This window comes from Acidobacteriota bacterium (assembly GCA_003225175.1).
In the GTDB taxonomy this organism is placed as follows: domain Bacteria; phylum Acidobacteriota; class Terriglobia; order Terriglobales; family Acidobacteriaceae; genus Gp1-AA112.
Genome location: QIBA01000057.1, coordinates 1 through 17,202, shown reverse-complemented (window position 1 = coordinate 17,202; position 17,202 = coordinate 1). Strand labels below are relative to the sequence as shown.

Genomic DNA, 17,202 nt, shown 5'->3' with positions numbered 1-17,202 from the left:
AGATTATTCCTCAATGAATCGCGAGATGGCCGTTCATTACAGTTGCACGGCACGTTTCTCGTCCAAACCAATAGCAGATCTCCCGATAGTCTCTTATGTCGAAGACAGCGAGATCGGCCTCTTTTCCCATTTCGATACTGCCTTTTCGCTTCGCCAGGCGCAAAGCGTGGGCTCCATTGATTGTGGCTGCGGAAATGGCTTCAGCAGGAGTCATGCGCATTTGTGTGCATGCCATTGAGAGCACGATCGGCATGCTGGTTGTAGGCGATGTTCCCGGGTTGAAATCTGTCGCTAAAGCGACCGCCGCGCCTGCGTCGATCAGTCTGCGCGCGATCGCATATGAATGAGCAAGAAAGTATGAGGCCCCGGGCAACAGTGTGGCGATCGTCCTCTGCTGCGCGAGGGATTGTAAGTCTTTATCCGTCAAACAGTCGAGATGATCGTAAGATGCCGGTTCGAACCGGGCCAGCCTCGAGAGATCCTGCGGGGTGAATTGACAAACATGTGCCCGTGTTCCCATGCGGGCTTTCTGAGCGGCAGCGAAGATTCGCTCTGTTTGCGCGATCGAAAACGCTCCACGTTCACAAAAGACGTCGACAAAATCGGCGAGCTTCTCCTTTGCCACCTTGGGAATCATCTCCTCGCACACGAGATCCACGTATTCGTCCGCCCGCTGCTGGAACTCCGGCGGTATAACGTGCGCTCCCAGGAAGGTGGAAATCACCGTTCCGGGCCATTGCTGCGCCGCCTCGCGAATGCAGCGCAAGGACTTCAGCTCCGAATCCAAAGAAAGCCCATAACCGGATTTCGCTTCGATGGTGGTCGTTCCAGAGCGCTCCATATCTTCGAACGCCCGCAGAACGGCGCTCACCAAGTCATCTTCGCTCGCCTTACGCACGCGTTCGATACTGGAACGAATGCCGCCTCCGGCATTAGCGATCTGTTCGTAGGTGCTGCCTTGAATGCGCTGCTCAAAATCAACAAGACGAGGTGAGACAAATACTGGATGGGTGTGGGAATCCACGAACCCTGGCAGCACAGTGCCGCCCCGGCAATCGAAGACTCGGAGATCGGATCCTATCTCCTGCGTAGCTCGTGCTCCGATTTCAACCTCGGAGCCAACAGCGGCGATCTTCCCCTCACGACAGAAAATGGCGGCGTTCTCAATGATTCCCAACTCCAGTAGCTCTCGCCCGCGACGCGGTTCGTTGCGACCAGTGATGTCCTTAAGTGTGAGCAACTGGCCGATGTTGGTTAGAAGCAGCGGTTTGGCTACGCTCTTCGCGGTGGCGCTCACTCTTGAGCGCCGCCTCTGACCGAAGATTTCGGACTTGAAGAATTCAAGCTCTTAGCGCCGGACGCAGAGCTCTCCTGCATCGGTATGCGAATACCGGCGCGATCGGCGAAGGACTGCGCCTCTTGATAGCCAGCATCGGCGTGCCTGGCAACTCCGATGCCTGGATCGTTCGTGAGAACACGTTCAATGCGCTTCGCCATCAGCTCAGTGCCGTCGGCGACAGTCACTTGTCCGGCGTGCTGCGAGTATCCGATGCCCACCCCGCCGCCATTGTGAATGGAGACCCAGCTTGCGCCACTGGTAGTGTTCAGCAAGGCGTTAAGGAAAGCCCAGTCTGCAATGGCATCACTGCCATCCCTCATGGCTTCGGTTTCCCGAAATGGGGATGCAACCGAACCACAGTCAAGGTGATCGCGGCCAATGACGATCGGAGCTTTGATTGTGCCGCGCTTCACCAGATCGTTCATCGCCAGCCCGAATTGAGCGCGCTCTCCATGTCCCAGCCAGCAGATACGCGCAGGCAGGCCCTGGAAGCGGATCCGTTTACGCGCCAAGTTGATCCAGCGGCTGAGGATTCGATTTTTGGGAAACATCTTTAGGATCAGGTCGTCCGTTACCGCGATGTCTGAAGGTTCTCCCGAGAGCGCAACCCAGCGAAATGGGCCACGCCCTTCACAGAAGAGCGGACGAATATACGCAGGAACAAATCCGGGAAAATCGTAGGCATTCTTTACGCCGCGCTCGAATGCGAACGTACGAATGTTGTTTCCGTAGTCGAAAGTCACCGATCCGGATTTCTGTAACTCCAGCATGCCTTCAACATGGCGCGCGATGGAGTCCAGTGAGCGCTGAAGATAACCTTTCGGGTCTTTGCGGCGCAGCTCATCGGCCGCATCGACCGTCAAACCCAATGGAATGTAGCCATTCAATGGATCGTGCGCAGAAGTTTGATCCGTGAGCAGATCCGGCTTAACGCCCCGGGCTGCCAGCTCTGGAATCACGTCAGCACAATTTCCGGCGAGACCGACGGAAACAGCTTCCTTTTTGCGAATGGAATTCTTCAGGATGCGCAGCGCCTCGTCGAGGCTGTTCACCATAAAGTCGCAATAGCCGGTCTTCAGGCGCTTCTTAATGCGCTCGGGATTTACGTCGATTCCGAGGAAGCAGGCACCTGTCATCGTAGCCGCCAGCGGCTGAGCCCCACCCATACCGCCCATCCCGCCACTGACGATCAGCTTGCCCGCGAGATCACCATCGAAATGCTTCTCGCCGGCGGCTGCGAAGGTCTCAAATGTGCCTTGAACGATGCCTTGCGAGCCGATGTAAATCCAGGAACCCGCAGTCATCTGGCCATACATTGTCAGGCCAGCTCGTTCGAGTTCGTTGAACTTTTCCCAATTTGACCAATGGCCGACGAGATTTGAATTGGCGATGAGCACGCGTGGGGCATAATCATGAGTCTTGAAAATGCCTACGGGTTTGCCTGATTGCACCAGCAGCGTCTCGTCACTCTCAAGCTCCCGAAGAGACGCCACGATCGCGCGATAACAATCCCAATTACGTGCGGCCTTTCCCGTGCCGCCATAAACTATCAGATCCTGCGGACGCTCGCCCACCTCCGAATCGAGGTTGTTCATGAGCATCCGCATAGCCGCTTCCTGCTGCCAGCCTTTGCAGGAAATCTGTGTGCCCCGCGGAGCTTTGATCGCAGTTCCTGCAGTCGGCGGCGCCTCAGTCTCAACCGGCATAAGAGGTTTCCTTGCCTCAACAAACTGTTTAGCGTACGGCTTCAGACTGGCCGAAGCAAGTACATGGCGGAGCATCGTTGTTGATGCGCAGCATGCTGCGTGTCTGACTGCACGAGGAGACCACATCGTCCCACATTCACGAAGGTACTCCGACCATCGGGTGCCGATTAACGTGCAAGTCCTTTACATCGGCTGAACGGTTAGCGTATGCATTAATTAAGCAAAGCGCGCTCACTCATCGGAAGCAATGATTCAACCAACTTCTCAGGCAACGCGCATTGCGGCAGTTGCTCTTGCCGCTCTCTTCCTCGCAAGCTGTGGAGGCGGAGGTTCATCACCTTCCCCCTCGTCCTCCGGTCCTCCGCCAATGCTTGCGCTCGATCTCATAGCTGCTGGATTTAGCTCGCCACTCGATCTCGAACAGCCCGATGACGGCAGCGGGAGACTCTTTGTCGTTGAGCAGGGAGGTAAGATCAGGATTCTTCAGAATGGCACAATCGCATCCCAGCCGTTCCTTGATATCGGCTCGAAGATCACGACGGGCGGCGAGATGGGATTGCTCGGAGTTACCTTTCATCCCAATTTTGCATCGAGTCGCAAGTTCTACGTGAATTACGTCCGAAACCCCAGCGGCCAGATTCAATCTGTAATCGCCGAATACACGGTTCCGGCTGCCACTCCGAATCAGACTGACGTGACTAGCGAACGAATCCTGCTCACTGTGGACCAAATCGGGAATTTCAGCAATCACAAAGCCGGCCAGCTGGCATTTGGCGCCGACGGATTTCTGTACTTCGGGCTCGGTGACGGCGGCAGTGGTGGCGATCCATTTGGTCATGGACAGAGCAAGCAAACGCTGCTGGGAAAGTTGTTGCGCATCGATGTCGATCATCCCAGTGGTGGTCTACCCTATGGAATTCCAACCGACAATCCGTTCGCTACTAGCGGCGGCCTGCCGGAGATATACGCATATGGGTTTCGGAATCCATGGCGGTTTTCTTTCGATCGCCCCACCGAACGACTGTTTCTCGCAGACGTTGGACAAGATGCTTTCGAGGAAGTCGACATCGTGGAGAAGGGCGGAAACTACGGGTGGAACATCATGGAGGCCGGCCACTGCTATAGCCCCGTCACCGGCTGCAACATGACTGGACTTACTTTGCCGATCACCGAATATAGCCACTCCGAGGGGAACGCAGTGATCGGCGGCTACGTCTATCACGGAACCTCGATCACGAACCTGCAGAACACGTACATCTTTGGCGATCTGGGAACCGGAAAAGTGTGGGGTTTGCAGGAGACCAGCCCCGGCAATTGGACGCGAATGTTACTCGCGACGACAGGCAAAACCATCAGCTCGTTCGGGCAGGATCAATCCGGTGAACTGTATCTGGTCGACTATTCAGGAGGCCTCTTCAAGATTCGTGCCCAGTAGCGCGAGAGCGTCGTCCTGCTCGTTCCTTTGTTTTGAGTCTCCGCAGGTCTCCATCCTGATTCGCTCACAGCCCTGTGTTCGTGCCCGTACGCGGCGTTCAGAATCGAACAGTTGGCCTTTATAGTCTTCCGCTAAACGCCTCACAATAAGGGTCTTATGCAAGTCTCTCTTGGCAGCGCAATTGCCCCACGAGTCGTGAGAGTTAGGAGGAACGATGCAGACTCTTGTTCAGGATATTCGGTACGCGATGCGGCAGTTGCGCAAATCGCCGGGATTCACAATCACGGCGTTGCTGACGCTGGCGATTGGTATTGGCGCGAACACCGCGATCTTCACCCTCGTCCATGGAGTCTTGCTCAAGTCTCTGCCTGTAAGTAATCCATCCCAGCTCTACAAGCTGGGCGACGAATATAACTGCTGCGTAGAGGGCGATCTGCAAGACAACTGGTCGATGTTCGCCTATGACTTCTACGAATATGCGCGAGACCACACGCCGGCCTTCGAACAGCTCGCTGCGGCACAAACCAATCGTCCCGATTTGACCGTGCGGCGCGCAGGCTCGAACGCCCCGGCAGATTCACTTGAAGGCGAGTTCGTGTCTGGAAACTACTTTGCCACTCTTGGAGTACCCGCTTATGCCGGCCGGACTATCGCTCTGAATGACGACAAGATTGGCGCTCCGGCAGTGGCAGTAATCAGTTATCGCGCCTGGCAGCAGAAGTACGGTGGTGATCCATCGCTCGTGGGCGCAAACGTAATGTTCGATGGCATTCCGGCAAATATCATCGGGGTAGCTCCGCCGGCATTCTTTGGTGATCGTCTGGAGAGCGATCCTCCCGATTTCTGGCTGCCTATCTCTCAGGAACCCGTGTTTCGCCGCGAAAATTCGCTATTGCGGTTGCCCGCGACAGCATGGCTGTACATGATTGGACGTCTTCGTCCCGACGCCAATCCCTCGCAAGTATCGGCGCAGCTTACAACTGAACTACGGCAATACCTGCTTACCCCCGGCAATTCCAACCAGCACATGGATCTTAAGAAGATCGATAAGCAGGTGATCCATCTTGCTCCGGGCGGAGGCGGAATCAATTCAATGAAAGACGACTACGAGCAGGGGCTGCTGTTGTTAATGGCTGCGTCCGGCGCGGTCCTGATCATTGCGTGCGCGAATCTCGCAAACCTGCTCCTCGCGCGCGGAGCCGCGACCCGCCTGCGCACTTCCCTGCAGCTGGCAATTGGAGCCACACGAGGCCGCATCATCCGCTCACAGATAACGGAAAGCCTAGTACTCTCCCTCGCCGGAGGAGCTCTCGGACTGCTCCTTGCCATGTACGCGAGCAAAGCGATGCTGCTGATCGCGTTTCGCGGATCGACGTTTGTTCCCATATCGAGCACACCCTCCTGGCCGGTGCTTGGATTTACTACTCTCGTCGCCGTGCTTACAGGGATCGTCTTCGGCGTCGGTCCGGCATGGATGGCCTCTCACATTGATCCGGCCGAGGCTCTCCGGGGAGCAAGTCGCGTAACCCGCGAGGCGGCGGCGTTACCGCAGCGCTCGCTAATCGTTCTTCAGGCAGCGGTATCGCTTGTGCTTCTCAGCGTCGCTGCGTTACTGACGCAGACTCTGCGCAACCTCGACAATCAGGAGTACGGAATCCAGCGGCAAGGCAGGCTACTGGTGCAAATCAATCCTCAGAGCGCGGGTTACACGCAGGAGCGGCTGATGGCGTTGTACCAGCAGACTGAGGACAAATTTTCCCATTTGCCCGGCGTAATCAGCGAAAGCTTGTCGCTCTACACAGCGCAGCAAGGAAATAACTGGGGCGAGAGCGTTCACTTTTCCGATAAGACGGGAGAATTCGGCTCGTCTTGGGATCGCGTAACTGCGCGCTATTTCGAGACAATTGGCACGCCTATCGTTCGCGGCCGAGGTTTTAGTGACCAGGACACCGCGACCTCACAGAAAGTCGCGGTGGTGAATGAGGCCTTCGTGCGCAAGTATTTTCCGAAGGAGGACCCCATCGGAAAGCATTTTGGCAAGGATGAACAGAGCCACGCCGGCGATTACGAGATCGTGGGTGTAGCGAAGGACGCGAAATATCAGGATGCTTCCCGCCCGGCACGTCAGATGTTCTTTGTGCCGCTTCCGCAGAAGATCAAGTACGACACTCCGGTTGATAACATGGTTGAGGACTCCTCCATGTACATGGGCACAATCGAACTCCATGTGCAGGGCGACCCCGACAGCTTTGCTACTTACGTTCGGCGTGCGCTCGGAGAAATTGATCCGAACCTTACTCCCACCAGTATGCGCAGCTTCGACGAGCAAGTGAAAATCCTGGCCAGCGCTCACACCCTGATCGGCCGCCTGAGCAGCGCCTTCGGCTTCATCGCTCTCCTGCTCGCCTCAATCGGACTTTACGGCGTTACGGCTTATCGAGTAGCGCGCCGCACCAGCGAAGTTGGTCTGCGAATGGCTCTCGGTGCAAACCGAACAGACATCGTCTCCCTGATCCTGCGCGGAGCTTCTACTCAAGTCGGAATCGGGCTGCTGATCGGGATTCCGTTCTGCTTTCTCGCCAAGCACTGGCTCCAGCATCAACTGTTCGGCATCGGGAAATTCGATCCGACTAGTCTCATCATCGCAATTGCGGTGCTTGGGATTTGTGCCCTAATCGCTAGCCTGCTACCCGCAGCACGGGCTGCAGCTATTGAGCCGATGCGGGCGCTGAGAACAGAGTAGCTTCTCGCAGGCTGTGCAGACACGAAGAAGCCCCACGTACTCTGTGGGGCTCATTGGAAGAGGATCGATTTTACGCAGCGCGCGCCTGAATGTTGATCGTCTTAGCAATCTCGGTAAGCGTCTTGTCAGCTTCTTTCTCCTCATCCAGAGTCTGTTGCAGCAGACTGGCGAATTCTTTTTCGCCGAGTAGATCGGCATACGTTCGAACCGTTCCGTATCCTGCCATCTCGTAGTGCTCCACACGCTGTGCGGCGCTGATAATCGCGGCGTCGATGACGCTAGGTTCGCCATCGCGTGTCGCCATATCGTCGCCTTCTTTGATCAACCCCTTCATGCCCTTGCAGCTTTCGCCACTTGGTTTCTCGCCGAGACGATGGAAAATGGTGTCGAGTCGCCGCATCTGTCCGCGAGTCACCTCAAGGTGCTCCTGAAGAGCGCTCTTGAGTTGGGCATAATGCGCTTTCTCGATCAACTTGGGCAACGCCTCGGTGATCTGGTTTTCTGCGTCATACAAATCCCGCAGCTCGCCGATGAACAAATCTTTCAAACTGTCCAGGTCCATGGAAAACAAAGCCATAGAACGAACCTCCGTGCAGTAAGAAGATGTGGCTAAGGAGCGCGGGGTGGCCCCTACGCAGAGCTGCGCGCTGTTTTTGATTCTATCCGACAGTCATAGGCCGGCTGCGGTGCCGAACGCAGTGTTTCGGACTCCCGCCCGCCGATATCTCGAGCAGCTGACCCGAAGCACACGCCGCCTCCTGGTTTCGAATCACTGCACAGTTAATGCCAACAGATTGTCTTCAGCTTCCATCGGCGGCGAGCTTCCACGAGCACCGTGCCAAAAGGAAGTCCCAACACACCAAAAGACATTGCCAGGATTGCAGGCGCGGACGTGTTGCGAGTCAGTGCTTGAGCACTGAATACCAGCGTTACTGCGCTCGAGCCTTTTGGTGTGGTGGTGGAAGTCTGGATGGTGACGGAATTGCTCGCCGAGTCAAATGAGCAGCTTACGCCTGCCGGGGCATTGAGACACATCAGCGTAACCGTTCCCGAAAAGCCGCTCGGATGCGCACGCACTGTGACACTCTGGCCTGCCACGACGTTGAGCGTCACACTGTCGAGTATCACCGAGGTTGCGGTTACAGTATCGATGGCGAACAACGCGTTTCCCGAATTGCCACCGCCTGGGGCAGGATTGGATACGGCTATGGTGGCTGTTCCTGAAACCGCGAGATCGGAGGCGGTAATTGACGCTCTTACTTGAGTATCGCTCACGAACGTAGTGGGCCTGGGAGAGCCGTTGAATGTCACAACTGCTCCGTTCACAAATCCAAAGCCGTGCACCGTCAGAATGAATGCTCCGGAGTTCTGCGCTTCGGAAAATGGCGCAAGGGAGCTGATTCCTGGAACGGGATTTCCTATGGTTATGGTTGCCGGGGCAGACTGGCCGCCCTGAAAGAACCGGTCTCCCGAAAATGTTGCGACTATGTTGTGCGCACCTGGAGCCAGGGAATTAACGGTTAACTGCGCAGCGCCATCAAGCAGCGGAACGCTTCCCAAAATGACATTCCCGTCTAAAAAAGCAAGTTGTCCTGTGAGAACGCTCGGCTGCACCGGCGGAATGGAACTGACATTCGTGTTCAGGATCACCGGCGTTCCTAGCGTGGCGCTCGGAGGTGCTGTTAAGGTCGTTCGAGTCTCAAAGACGACTCCCAGGAGTGAAGACCTTGTGCTGGGCACAAAGCTCGCGTCGCCTGAATACCTTGCAGTGATCTGGTGATCCCCGGCCTGGAATGTAGTAACAATGGAGGCCATTCCGTTGACAATGCTCGCGCTTCCCAATGTGGTCTGAGTGAGAGGGGGAGTGAGAGTACAGCATGTGTCGACAAAAACAACAGTACCGGTCGGCGTGCCTGACTGCGCGAGCAGGCCTGCCGTTATGGTCACCGGATCGCCGGGAAAGACAGTTGCCTGCGTTACATTGTCAGACAACCTCAGACCCAGGAATGCGGCGTTTCCGACTGTGATTGCCCCGAAACTGCCGGCTGGGTTCCCCTGGGCAGTTCCGCCAAGTTCATAAAGAGCATTTGGGTCGCCCACACCGTCGGCTCGAAATGCGAGACCGCGCAGCCCAACAAAAAACAGCTGATTCCCAGTTCCGTCATTAAGCTGATCGAGCAAATTGCCGTTACTGGCATCGAATGCGTTGATCCGGCCACCCGCGGCATCGCCGATCAGAATTGCATTACTGAATGCACCAAAGTTAGCGCTCGCCTGCGTAACTCCCCAAGGCGCCGAGACAGCACCACGCTCGGAAATAAACCGTTTTACGAAGTTTCCCGTCTCGTCAAAGATATTGACGACTCCCGACCCGTCAGCTCCAATCGGATTACCAGCGCCATCTCTAAGAGCATAGGTAACGAAAATCTCATTTTTGATCTTCTGGATATTGAATGGAGCGTAGCCCGCAGGAAGGTTGGGATCGACAAAGGGATTCGCCATCAGTGGGCTGAGAGAGAGCGGATCTCCAAGACGCGTAAATGTGTCCACGGTTCCTTCACCGAAATTTGCCACAGCGACGAAGGCGCCGCAACAATCAGGACGCAGAACGGCGATTCCCGTATAGCGTGCTGCAGTGGACGAATTGTCCACGAACCTAGTCGCAACCTGTGGCACCGCGTTCGTCGTTGTGAATCCCCAAATCGTGCCGTTGTCGGCAGCAACAAGGAACTGGAAGCCGCTGCTCCCCAGTGAAGCCAGAAAATCTGCCTCAGGAATAGCCACAATGCCGGTTGGCGGCGAAAATGCAGCGGTACTTCCCGGCGGAGCTGGAATTATCACTCCAGCCACTGGATTGCCGTCTGCGTCGTAAGAATCCACGCGGCCAGCGGCATTCTCTGCGATAAAGAAATTTCCTCCCGGCACAAATGCGATGCCCCACGGCTTCAGCAGCGTGGCCGACTGGTGATTTGCGCCCGACCGATCCGATGTGAGGCCTGTTACACGGAAGGCGGTAGTTTGTCCCATACTGGGACGAGTTGCCAAAGCCAGCAGTAAGGCAAGACAACAGGAAGACACACGCACAGCAAAGTTACCTTTCAAGCTTGTTCAATCTCCTGGTGGATTCGGGCCGCAATACAGATGTGCCTGCACGTCGCCGGGAGTCAGCGACTGGCTGTGATGGGCCGATTTAGATGGGACATGCGGGTGGTTACAGCCTCATTGCCCATTTTTATTTGCCGATACGTGGATGCTGTCTCTGAGTTTCTGGCCTATTATGTTCGGGATTCGAACTAATTTCTCTTCGCGTTTTTCCCAATGGAGAGCTCTTTATGCGCCAGCGCTCACTCCTGTTCACGCGCCACCTGCTTGCCGTTCCCATAATGCTGTGTTGGTTGGCCGCCGCTGCTTTCGGACAGTCACAGGCTCCTCCTGGACGCCAGCAGAAGCAAAGCGAGCGTGGCGAACGCTTAGTTCTCAGTTCGAGCCTCACGATTCTTGAGAACGCGGATGCTCCTATTCCAATTCAGCATTCCGCCGAAGACCTGGCGACAGATTTCGGCAAGGTGTTTGGAATGAAACCGCGAATAGTTCACCGTCAGGAAGATGCCGCACCGCTGACAATCCTCATCGACGAGCAGTCCAAGCTTCCCGAGAGCGTTCGGCCAATCGGATCGGCTGATCCAGAATCGTTCTCCATCTCAGTTGCAAAAGCGGATTGGAATAAGGCGCATGCAACCGACGTAATCGTGCTCTCCGGTGCTGATATGCGCGGAACGATTTTTGCCATTTATGAATTCTCGCAGCAGTATCTAGGCGTCGATCCCCTGTATTACTGGACAGACCACGAACCTCTTCGCCGCGCGTCGGTAACTATTCCTGCAGCAATCAATGAGAAGTTCCCTGCTCCAGTCTTCAAGTACCGTGGCTTTTTCATCAACGATGAAGACCTGCTCACCGGATGGGCGCCCGGAGAAAAGAATGACAAAACGGGAATCTCGCTCGAAATCTGGGATCACATCTTCGAAACCATTCTTCGGCTCAAAGGAAACATGGTCGCGCCGGGAACCTGGATCTTTCCTGACGAACCTCAGGTGAAAGACGCGGCGCAACGTGGGCTCATCGTCACGCAGCATCACGCAATCCCTCTCGGACTGAATGTCGCCCGGTGGCCCAAGGATGTCGCGTACAACTACACCAGCAGTCCTGAATTTCTCGAGCAAGCCTGGAAGAACGCGGTGAACTCCTATTTGCCCGATCAGGAGGTTCTCTGGTCGGTCGGTCTCCGAGGTCTGTCCGACGTCACTTACGCATCCATGGATCCCACTGTCAGAAATAACAACAGAGCTCTCGGACAATTGATCAGCAAAGCCATCGCTGCTCAGATGCGCATCGTGCGTTCCGTGCGCCCGCAAGCGCAGTTTGTGACAAACCTGTGGCAGGAAGGCGCCCGCTTGGTTCAGCAAGGCGACTTGAAGATCCCGCCTGAAGTCGCAACCGTGTGGGCGGACGATGGCTACGGTTATCTGCAGGACAACGGACAAGTCACCGCTGGACAGGGTATCTACGACCACGTCGCGATGATGAATGGCCGCGCGAATCAGCTCTCGGAGATGGTGCCGATCGAGCGCAGCTTCTCCGAGATCGGCCGTTATATCAAGGCGGGCGCGACACACTACTATCTGGTGAATACCAGCGATATTCGTCCCGTCACGATGTCGATTCGCGCCGTGATGGATGCAGTCTGGAAGGGTCTTCCTTCCGATACCAGCAAAGCCAGCTCGGAATTTTATCAGCACTGGTCTGCTGACGAGTTCGGCGACCAAGCCGCAGCGCAGCTCGCCGAGCTATATAAGGAATATTTCAACGCCCCTGCGCACTTTGGCGAACCCACACATGAGTATGGCGATCAGCTCTATCACACCGAAGCGCGCCGCATGCTGCTGACCTATATGATCGACGCGCCGCTCTACTCGGTGCCGAGTCAGGCTCCGAAATGGGAATCGCCCCGAGTCCTCCTCCCCGGAGCGGAGCCGAACCCGAATCGTGCAGTGGGAAAGGAATGGCTGGCGCAGACCGTCACCCGCGAGATCCAACAATGCAGCGAAGCCCAGCCACGCTGGGACGCAGTCTGGAAGAAGGCCCTCGAAATCGAATCGCTCGTAGCTCCGTCCCGCAAAGCGTTTTACCAGGCTGCAGTGCTGGCCATGATCGCCATAAACCGCGAGAGCAATCGCATGCTCCTGCAGGTCGCAAAAGCCATACAAGATGCCCAAACTGCAAAAATGGCTGAAGCTCGACAGGAAGCGCAGCAGGCTCTATCGAGTTTCGATGAGATTCAGCGAGCCGAATCTGCCGCCGAGTACGGCAAATGGAAAAATTGGTATCGCGGCGATTGGCTTACGAACGTTTACCGCACACGCGACATCGTGCAGACTTTCGCAAAGTTCCTGAGCGATCCTGAGACTCGCCTCTCCCCGCCTCTCATATGGGATGGATGGGAAGCGTATTACCACATCATGCATTATGAAGGAGACCGTTCGGCCGACGTGAATTAGACATTCGCCTTCGAAACGTGGTTCCGGCCGCCCTCGGCCGGTTCATCGCTTGAGTGATCGGAACCGTTTGTGACAACTTCGCACCCAGCAGCGACAACATTGCGACGTAGTGGAACATTTACAAGACTTCGAGCTGCTCGATAGATCAGAAGGAGAGCAATCCCTTCCAGCAGGTGATAGAACGCGTTGTAATTAAGATATCGCGGATGAAGTGAAATCCGAGCCTGTTGCACAGCAGAAGCGCCTATAGTCAGCAAGAGCCCCGCCACTCCCGCCAAGGCACCCCGATTTTTATTTCGCACGTACACGCAAACAAACGCGACTAAAAGAACGGCCAATCCGGAAAGGTAATTAAGCACCGCAATCCTGAACTCCGCATTCCGCACGACAATTCCGACGTAGACGACAAATATCAGTGCCGCTCCAAAGATCACGACATTTCCCAGCCGTCGAGTAAGCAACAGGCGAGCAGCAATTCCATATTCGGAAAACGCGGTGACACCCAGAAGAAGCATCGTCCCGAGCCAGCACAACCTGTTGGCCGCAGACTGCGGATCGGTGAGGAATCCGTGGACCGTTCCACCTACGAGAGCAGCAGCTCCAATCGAGCCGAACAAAAGCCCAAACCAGAATCTGAGCACATTGGAGTTGCGACTGCGATAAATCCAGAATGCAAACAGCAAGCACTCGACAACCAGTGCATAGTCAGTAAGAACGACGTCAGGCTCGCGGTTCAGCATCGGCTTAAGCGCACAAGATAAGCAGGATCTGGTCAACTCCTGAACTCTCTGTCATAGGATGCGCGCGCTGCAAGCTGCGCAGCGCATTCCTTTTACATAGTCATGCCGCCGCCCATGCGATCCCAGACCTGCCAGAATTCGGCCATTTCGCCAGATTTCCCCAGCGACACTCGAACGTGCGTACTCATGGCTGGGAACTTTCGTCCGACGAGGATGTTGTTCTTGCGGAAATGTTCAATCACATCTTCCGCTGGACGATGGGCATTCATCATCACAAAGTTCGCCTGAGAGTCGATAGGCTTGAGCATTCGCGCCATTGCCTGGTTGAAGAATTCCTGACGATCGTCCGCATTGCGCTTTGCGGCCGCAGCGAGGCCATCGGTGTCACGCAGGCCAGCCATGGCTGCCGCAGATACCAGAGCGTTGATATTGATAACCGTGGCGTAGCGCCGCAAACTTTCTGCCATAGCTGGTGACGCGACGGCATAGCCTAACCGAAGTCCCGCCAGTCCGTAGATCTTCGAGAATGTACGAGAGACGATGACGCGCTCATTGTCTACCGGGTAATCGATAAACGATCTGTATTGCTGCGACGAAGCTGCGAAGTGGTGATATGCCTCGTCAATAAGCACGTGAGCGGAATTTGGCAATCGCGAGATGAAGTCTTCCAGGTACTTTCGAGGTGTAAGCGACGCCGTGGGATTATTCGGATTACAGATGTAAACCAGCGATTCCGTCTTCTTTATCGCCGCCAGCATCGCTCCAAGATCGTGGGCGTACTCGTGCGTCAGCGGCAGACTCACCACCGCTGCTCCGGCTACGCGGGCGTAGTGGTCCATGGCTTCGTACGTCGGGCTGGCCTGCACGAGTTGTTTGCCGTTGCCGAGCAGAGCCATCGCCGTCATCCTTAGGATCTCGCTCGAGCCGCATCCCAGCACAATCTGGTTTGGCTTCACGTGGTGCAGAGCAGAGATCTCCTCCGCCAACTCCCCAAAAAACGCAAAGGGATACCGATTTGCCTGACCCAGCGAATCCTGCAGAGCGGTTACCGACTTGGGAAGAGGACCATACGCGTTTTCATTGCTGTTCAGCAAGATCGGCCCTTGTGCAGTTTCAGTGCGAGCAGGTTCGAAGATGGCAGCCGCCGCCAGAGACTTTATTGGCGTAAGACCGACAGCAGCGCTAAGGCCAAGACTGCGCAGAAAAAACCTACGTGATGCGTGCATACTTGCCCCTCTTCTCCGCGCAGCCTTGACCACCCTTACTGAATGACCAGCGTCAAGTTCACCGAGTGGGTCAGATTGCCACTCGTTCCGGTAACCGCCAACGGATAAGTGCCAGGCTGCGCCGGCTTGTTTACGCTGATCGTTAATGTCGAGTTGCCGGAGCCCGTGATTGTAGGCGGAGTAAACGAGGAATTTGTCCGTGACGGCACTCCGCTTACGCTCAGCGTAACTGTTCCCGAGAAACCATTCACCGGCGCCACCGAAACCGTATACGAACCCTGAGACTTGCGCGCAACTGTGATGCTTGTTGGAGTTGCAGACAAGCTGAAATCAGTGGCCGCGCTCACCACCAAGGTAACGGACGTAGTATGCACCAAACTGCCGCTCGTCGCGCTGATCGTCAAAGGATAACTTCCCAATGGCGTTGATGACGTGGTGCTCACAGTTAGCGTTGAGGATCCCGATCCGGTCACTGAAGTTGGATTAAATGTCGCGCTTGCCCCGGTAGGCAGCCCGCTCACGCTGAAGCTCACGGCGCTGTTGAAGCCACTACTGGCAGAGACGTTCACTGTATAGTTCGCGCTCGATCCTGGTGTAATGCCGTTTGAAGCCGGAGTGGCCGACACGCTGAAGTCCGGTACTGCCGAGACCTGCACGAAATTCGCAATTGAGGGAACGCCTGCGGAGTTCAGGAGAAATAGCAGATAGTAACCAGGAGGCGCGATGTTTCCATTGGGAGGGCCGGTCACGTTGAGGTGAGAGGCGTCGGATACGGAAAATGACAAGCCGACGAGACGCTGATCCATGTCGAAGGCGTGCGTGTCTGCACCTGCACGAGCCAGCACGACCGAAGAAATATTGGCCGCATCAGGCGTGCCCACCGTGAAGCCGCCGCTATAGTTAATGTTCGCCGGTGATCCTGCAATTGTCGGCCTTGTAGCCGGTATCACATTCCCTGACGCATCCGTCGTGAACAGGTACGCAGGGCTGTAGATTTCCATACGCTGCTCATACGTGCCGCGCTGTGGATTCCCGCCCGCGATCCACACCGTGGCATCCGGCATGAGCAGCGCGACCGAGTGATACAAACGCGCGTATGCGTTCGCCCCGGCAGAAGAAAAAGTATTCGACGCAGGATCATACAGATCTGCATTCAGGCTGGCCGTTGCCGTGTCTTCGTCGTTGTACGAACCTCCCAAGGCCAGAACTTTTCCGTTGGGCAATATCGCCGCGGTCATCTCAATGCGCGGCTGCGACATCGCAGGTCCGAATACCCAGGACGGACTCGATGCGGAAAGGTCAATGAGCTCGGTTGTGTTGGTCGACGGATTGCCGCCTCCCATGATCATCACGCGGGGCGTGTAGTTCCCCGGAGTCAGCGGCAGAAGCACCGAAGTGCCATAGGTACGAGTGCCGCTGTATCGAGTCGTAGCGACGTTGGTCCAAGCGTGCGTGCTGGGATCGAAGAGTCGCGATTGGGTTGTCGAGCCCGAATAAAAGACTTTGCCGCTGGGCAGCAGATGCATGCGCGGATAAAGAGGAGGCGTCCATCCCGCAGCAAAAGCCGAGCTCCACCCGGAACCAGGAGTGTAGAACTCCACGGTCGTGTTGGTATTGCCGTTTTCATCCAGGCCGGAGAACGTTAGCACCCGTCCATCTCCCAGAACGGTAGTTGTGGGATACCAGCGGCCATGGGCCATCTTTTGTACGTCAGTGAAAGTGTTGGTCGCAGGATCGTAGACCGAGTTGTTCAGCGCGCCGTGGAATGGATCGTACTGCAGTGTGCCGCCGTTGATCAGAGGACGTCCGTCGGGCAGGATGGACATGCCATTGCAGAACATGTCCCACGCAACCGGTTGCGTCGTGATGGTTCCAGCCTGCGGATCCCAGAGCCCAGCCTGATAATTCGTGTTTCCCGCCACATTGCCAGAACCGGAAACCACCAGCACTTTGCCATTGTGCAAAAGCGCCACATGAACCGGATTGATGGGCATGGTGTACGGCAGCGTAGACCAACTGCCATACACGTTGGCTTGTGCCCAGGCGGATGAAAAGGAGAATGTCAACGCAATCACAGCAAGAAGTGAGCAGACCGGTGCGGTACGAACAAAGCGGCGCATAGCTATCCCTCCATATGCAAATCAGGGGCCGTTTGGGGGACTTCAAAACGCCAGGACTAAATCGGGAACTCAAGAGGTCGAAGTGGCGGCTAGGACCTTTGAGAGATCGGTCGACGAACGTGCGTTATCCTCCGCCAGGCTGGCAGCAATGTCAATGTGCAAACCTTTTCATATCCCCACAGCCCGCTCGTGCGCGGCCGCCTTAAGGCGGTGCCGGTTGCGACCGATATGTTCAGCGAGCAGAAGCGGTGGTTACGATTCAGTACCAACGCTGCACGAGAGCAACGGATGCAGCCTGAACCTGGCTAAATTCACTGGTGTCCGCGGAACAGCGA

10 protein-coding genes are annotated in these 17,202 nt (G+C 56.0%); 3 read left to right on the top strand and 7 right to left on the bottom strand.

From position 1 onward, the window contains the following. Positions 1–10: 10 nt before the first annotated feature. Together DMG62_16315 and DMG62_16310 are read right to left on the bottom strand one after the other, a co-directional pair. The gene (locus DMG62_16315; protein ID PYY21726.1) at positions 11–1,324 is read right to left on the bottom strand and encodes an imidazolonepropionase; all 1,314 of its coding nucleotides are present in this window, start codon (positions 1,322–1,324) and stop codon (positions 11–13) included. Beyond that, positions 1,294–3,045 (bottom strand): urocanate hydratase, encoded by a 1,752-nt coding sequence (locus DMG62_16310; GenBank protein ID PYY21725.1) that lies wholly within the window; start codon positions 3,043–3,045, stop codon positions 1,294–1,296. The genes DMG62_16315 and DMG62_16310 overlap by 31 nt, the downstream gene beginning before the upstream one ends. Before the next feature lie 247 nt (positions 3,046–3,292). Here DMG62_16310 and DMG62_16305 point away from each other — a divergent pair, with 247 nt between their 5' ends. Continuing rightward, the gene (locus DMG62_16305) at positions 3,293–4,480 is read left to right on the top strand and encodes a glucose dehydrogenase (GenBank protein ID PYY21724.1); all 1,188 of its coding nucleotides are present in this window, start codon (positions 3,293–3,295) and stop codon (positions 4,478–4,480) included. Between the two features lie 214 nt (positions 4,481–4,694). After that, positions 4,695–7,223, top strand: coding sequence for an ABC transporter substrate-binding protein (locus DMG62_16300; GenBank protein ID PYY21723.1), 2,529 nt, complete (start codon positions 4,695–4,697; stop codon positions 7,221–7,223). A 70-nt stretch (positions 7,224–7,293) separates the two neighbouring features. Here the strand turns inward: DMG62_16300 and DMG62_16295 are convergent, their stop codons facing one another. Both DMG62_16295 and DMG62_16290 read right to left on the bottom strand, forming a co-directional pair. Continuing rightward, complete coding sequence (locus tag DMG62_16295; protein PYY21722.1) at positions 7,294–7,800, bottom strand: ferritin-like domain-containing protein; 507 nt, start codon at positions 7,798–7,800, stop codon at positions 7,294–7,296. 203 nt (positions 7,801–8,003) lie between these two features. After that, a complete protein-coding gene (locus tag DMG62_16290) occupies positions 8,004–10,250 on the bottom strand; it encodes a TIGR03118 family protein (protein PYY21721.1) in 2,247 nt (748 codons plus the stop codon). A gap of 305 nt (positions 10,251–10,555) precedes the next feature. Here DMG62_16290 and DMG62_16285 point away from each other — a divergent pair, with 305 nt between their 5' ends. Then, positions 10,556–12,781, top strand: a complete 2,226-nt coding sequence (locus DMG62_16285) for a hypothetical protein (GenBank protein PYY21720.1) — start codon at positions 10,556–10,558, stop codon at positions 12,779–12,781. Here the strand turns inward: DMG62_16285 and DMG62_16280 are convergent. The 3 genes from DMG62_16280 to DMG62_16270 form a co-directional block, all read right to left on the bottom strand. After that, positions 12,778–13,521, bottom strand: coding sequence for a hypothetical protein (locus DMG62_16280; GenBank protein PYY21719.1), 744 nt, complete (start codon positions 13,519–13,521; stop codon positions 12,778–12,780). The genes DMG62_16285 and DMG62_16280 overlap by 4 nt on opposite strands. 92 nt (positions 13,522–13,613) lie before the next feature. Further along, positions 13,614–14,747, bottom strand: a complete 1,134-nt coding sequence (locus DMG62_16275) for a hypothetical protein (GenBank protein ID PYY21718.1) — start codon at positions 14,745–14,747, stop codon at positions 13,614–13,616. A 35-nt stretch (positions 14,748–14,782) separates the two neighbouring features. Then, on the bottom strand, positions 14,783–16,867 hold the full coding sequence (locus tag DMG62_16270; protein PYY21717.1) for a hypothetical protein: 2,085 nt from the start codon (positions 16,865–16,867) through the stop codon (positions 14,783–14,785). Between the last annotated feature and the right edge of the window lie 335 nt (positions 16,868–17,202).

Bases quoted from the DNA above. Each gene is read 5' to 3' on its own strand.
- DMG62_16310 (PYY21725.1), bottom strand. From the start codon at position 3,045: ATGCCGGTTGAGACTGAGGCGCCGCCGACTGCAGGAACTGCGATCAAA.
- DMG62_16305 (PYY21724.1), top strand. From the start codon at position 3,293: ATGATTCAACCAACTTCTCAGGCAACGCGCATTGCGGCAGTTGCTCTT.
- DMG62_16300 (PYY21723.1), top strand. From the start codon at position 4,695: ATGCAGACTCTTGTTCAGGATATTCGGTACGCGATGCGGCAGTTGCGC.
- DMG62_16295 (PYY21722.1), bottom strand. From the start codon at position 7,800: ATGGCTTTGTTTTCCATGGACCTGGACAGTTTGAAAGATTTGTTCATC.
- DMG62_16290 (PYY21721.1), bottom strand. From the start codon at position 10,250: ATGGGACAAACTACCGCCTTCCGTGTAACAGGCCTCACATCGGATCGG.
- DMG62_16285 (PYY21720.1), top strand. From the start codon at position 10,556: ATGCGCCAGCGCTCACTCCTGTTCACGCGCCACCTGCTTGCCGTTCCC.
- DMG62_16280 (PYY21719.1), bottom strand. From the start codon at position 13,521: ATGCTGAACCGCGAGCCTGACGTCGTTCTTACTGACTATGCACTGGTT.
- DMG62_16275 (PYY21718.1), bottom strand. From the start codon at position 14,747: ATGCACGCATCACGTAGGTTTTTTCTGCGCAGTCTTGGCCTTAGCGCT.
- DMG62_16270 (PYY21717.1), bottom strand. From the start codon at position 16,867: ATGCGCCGCTTTGTTCGTACCGCACCGGTCTGCTCACTTCTTGCTGTG.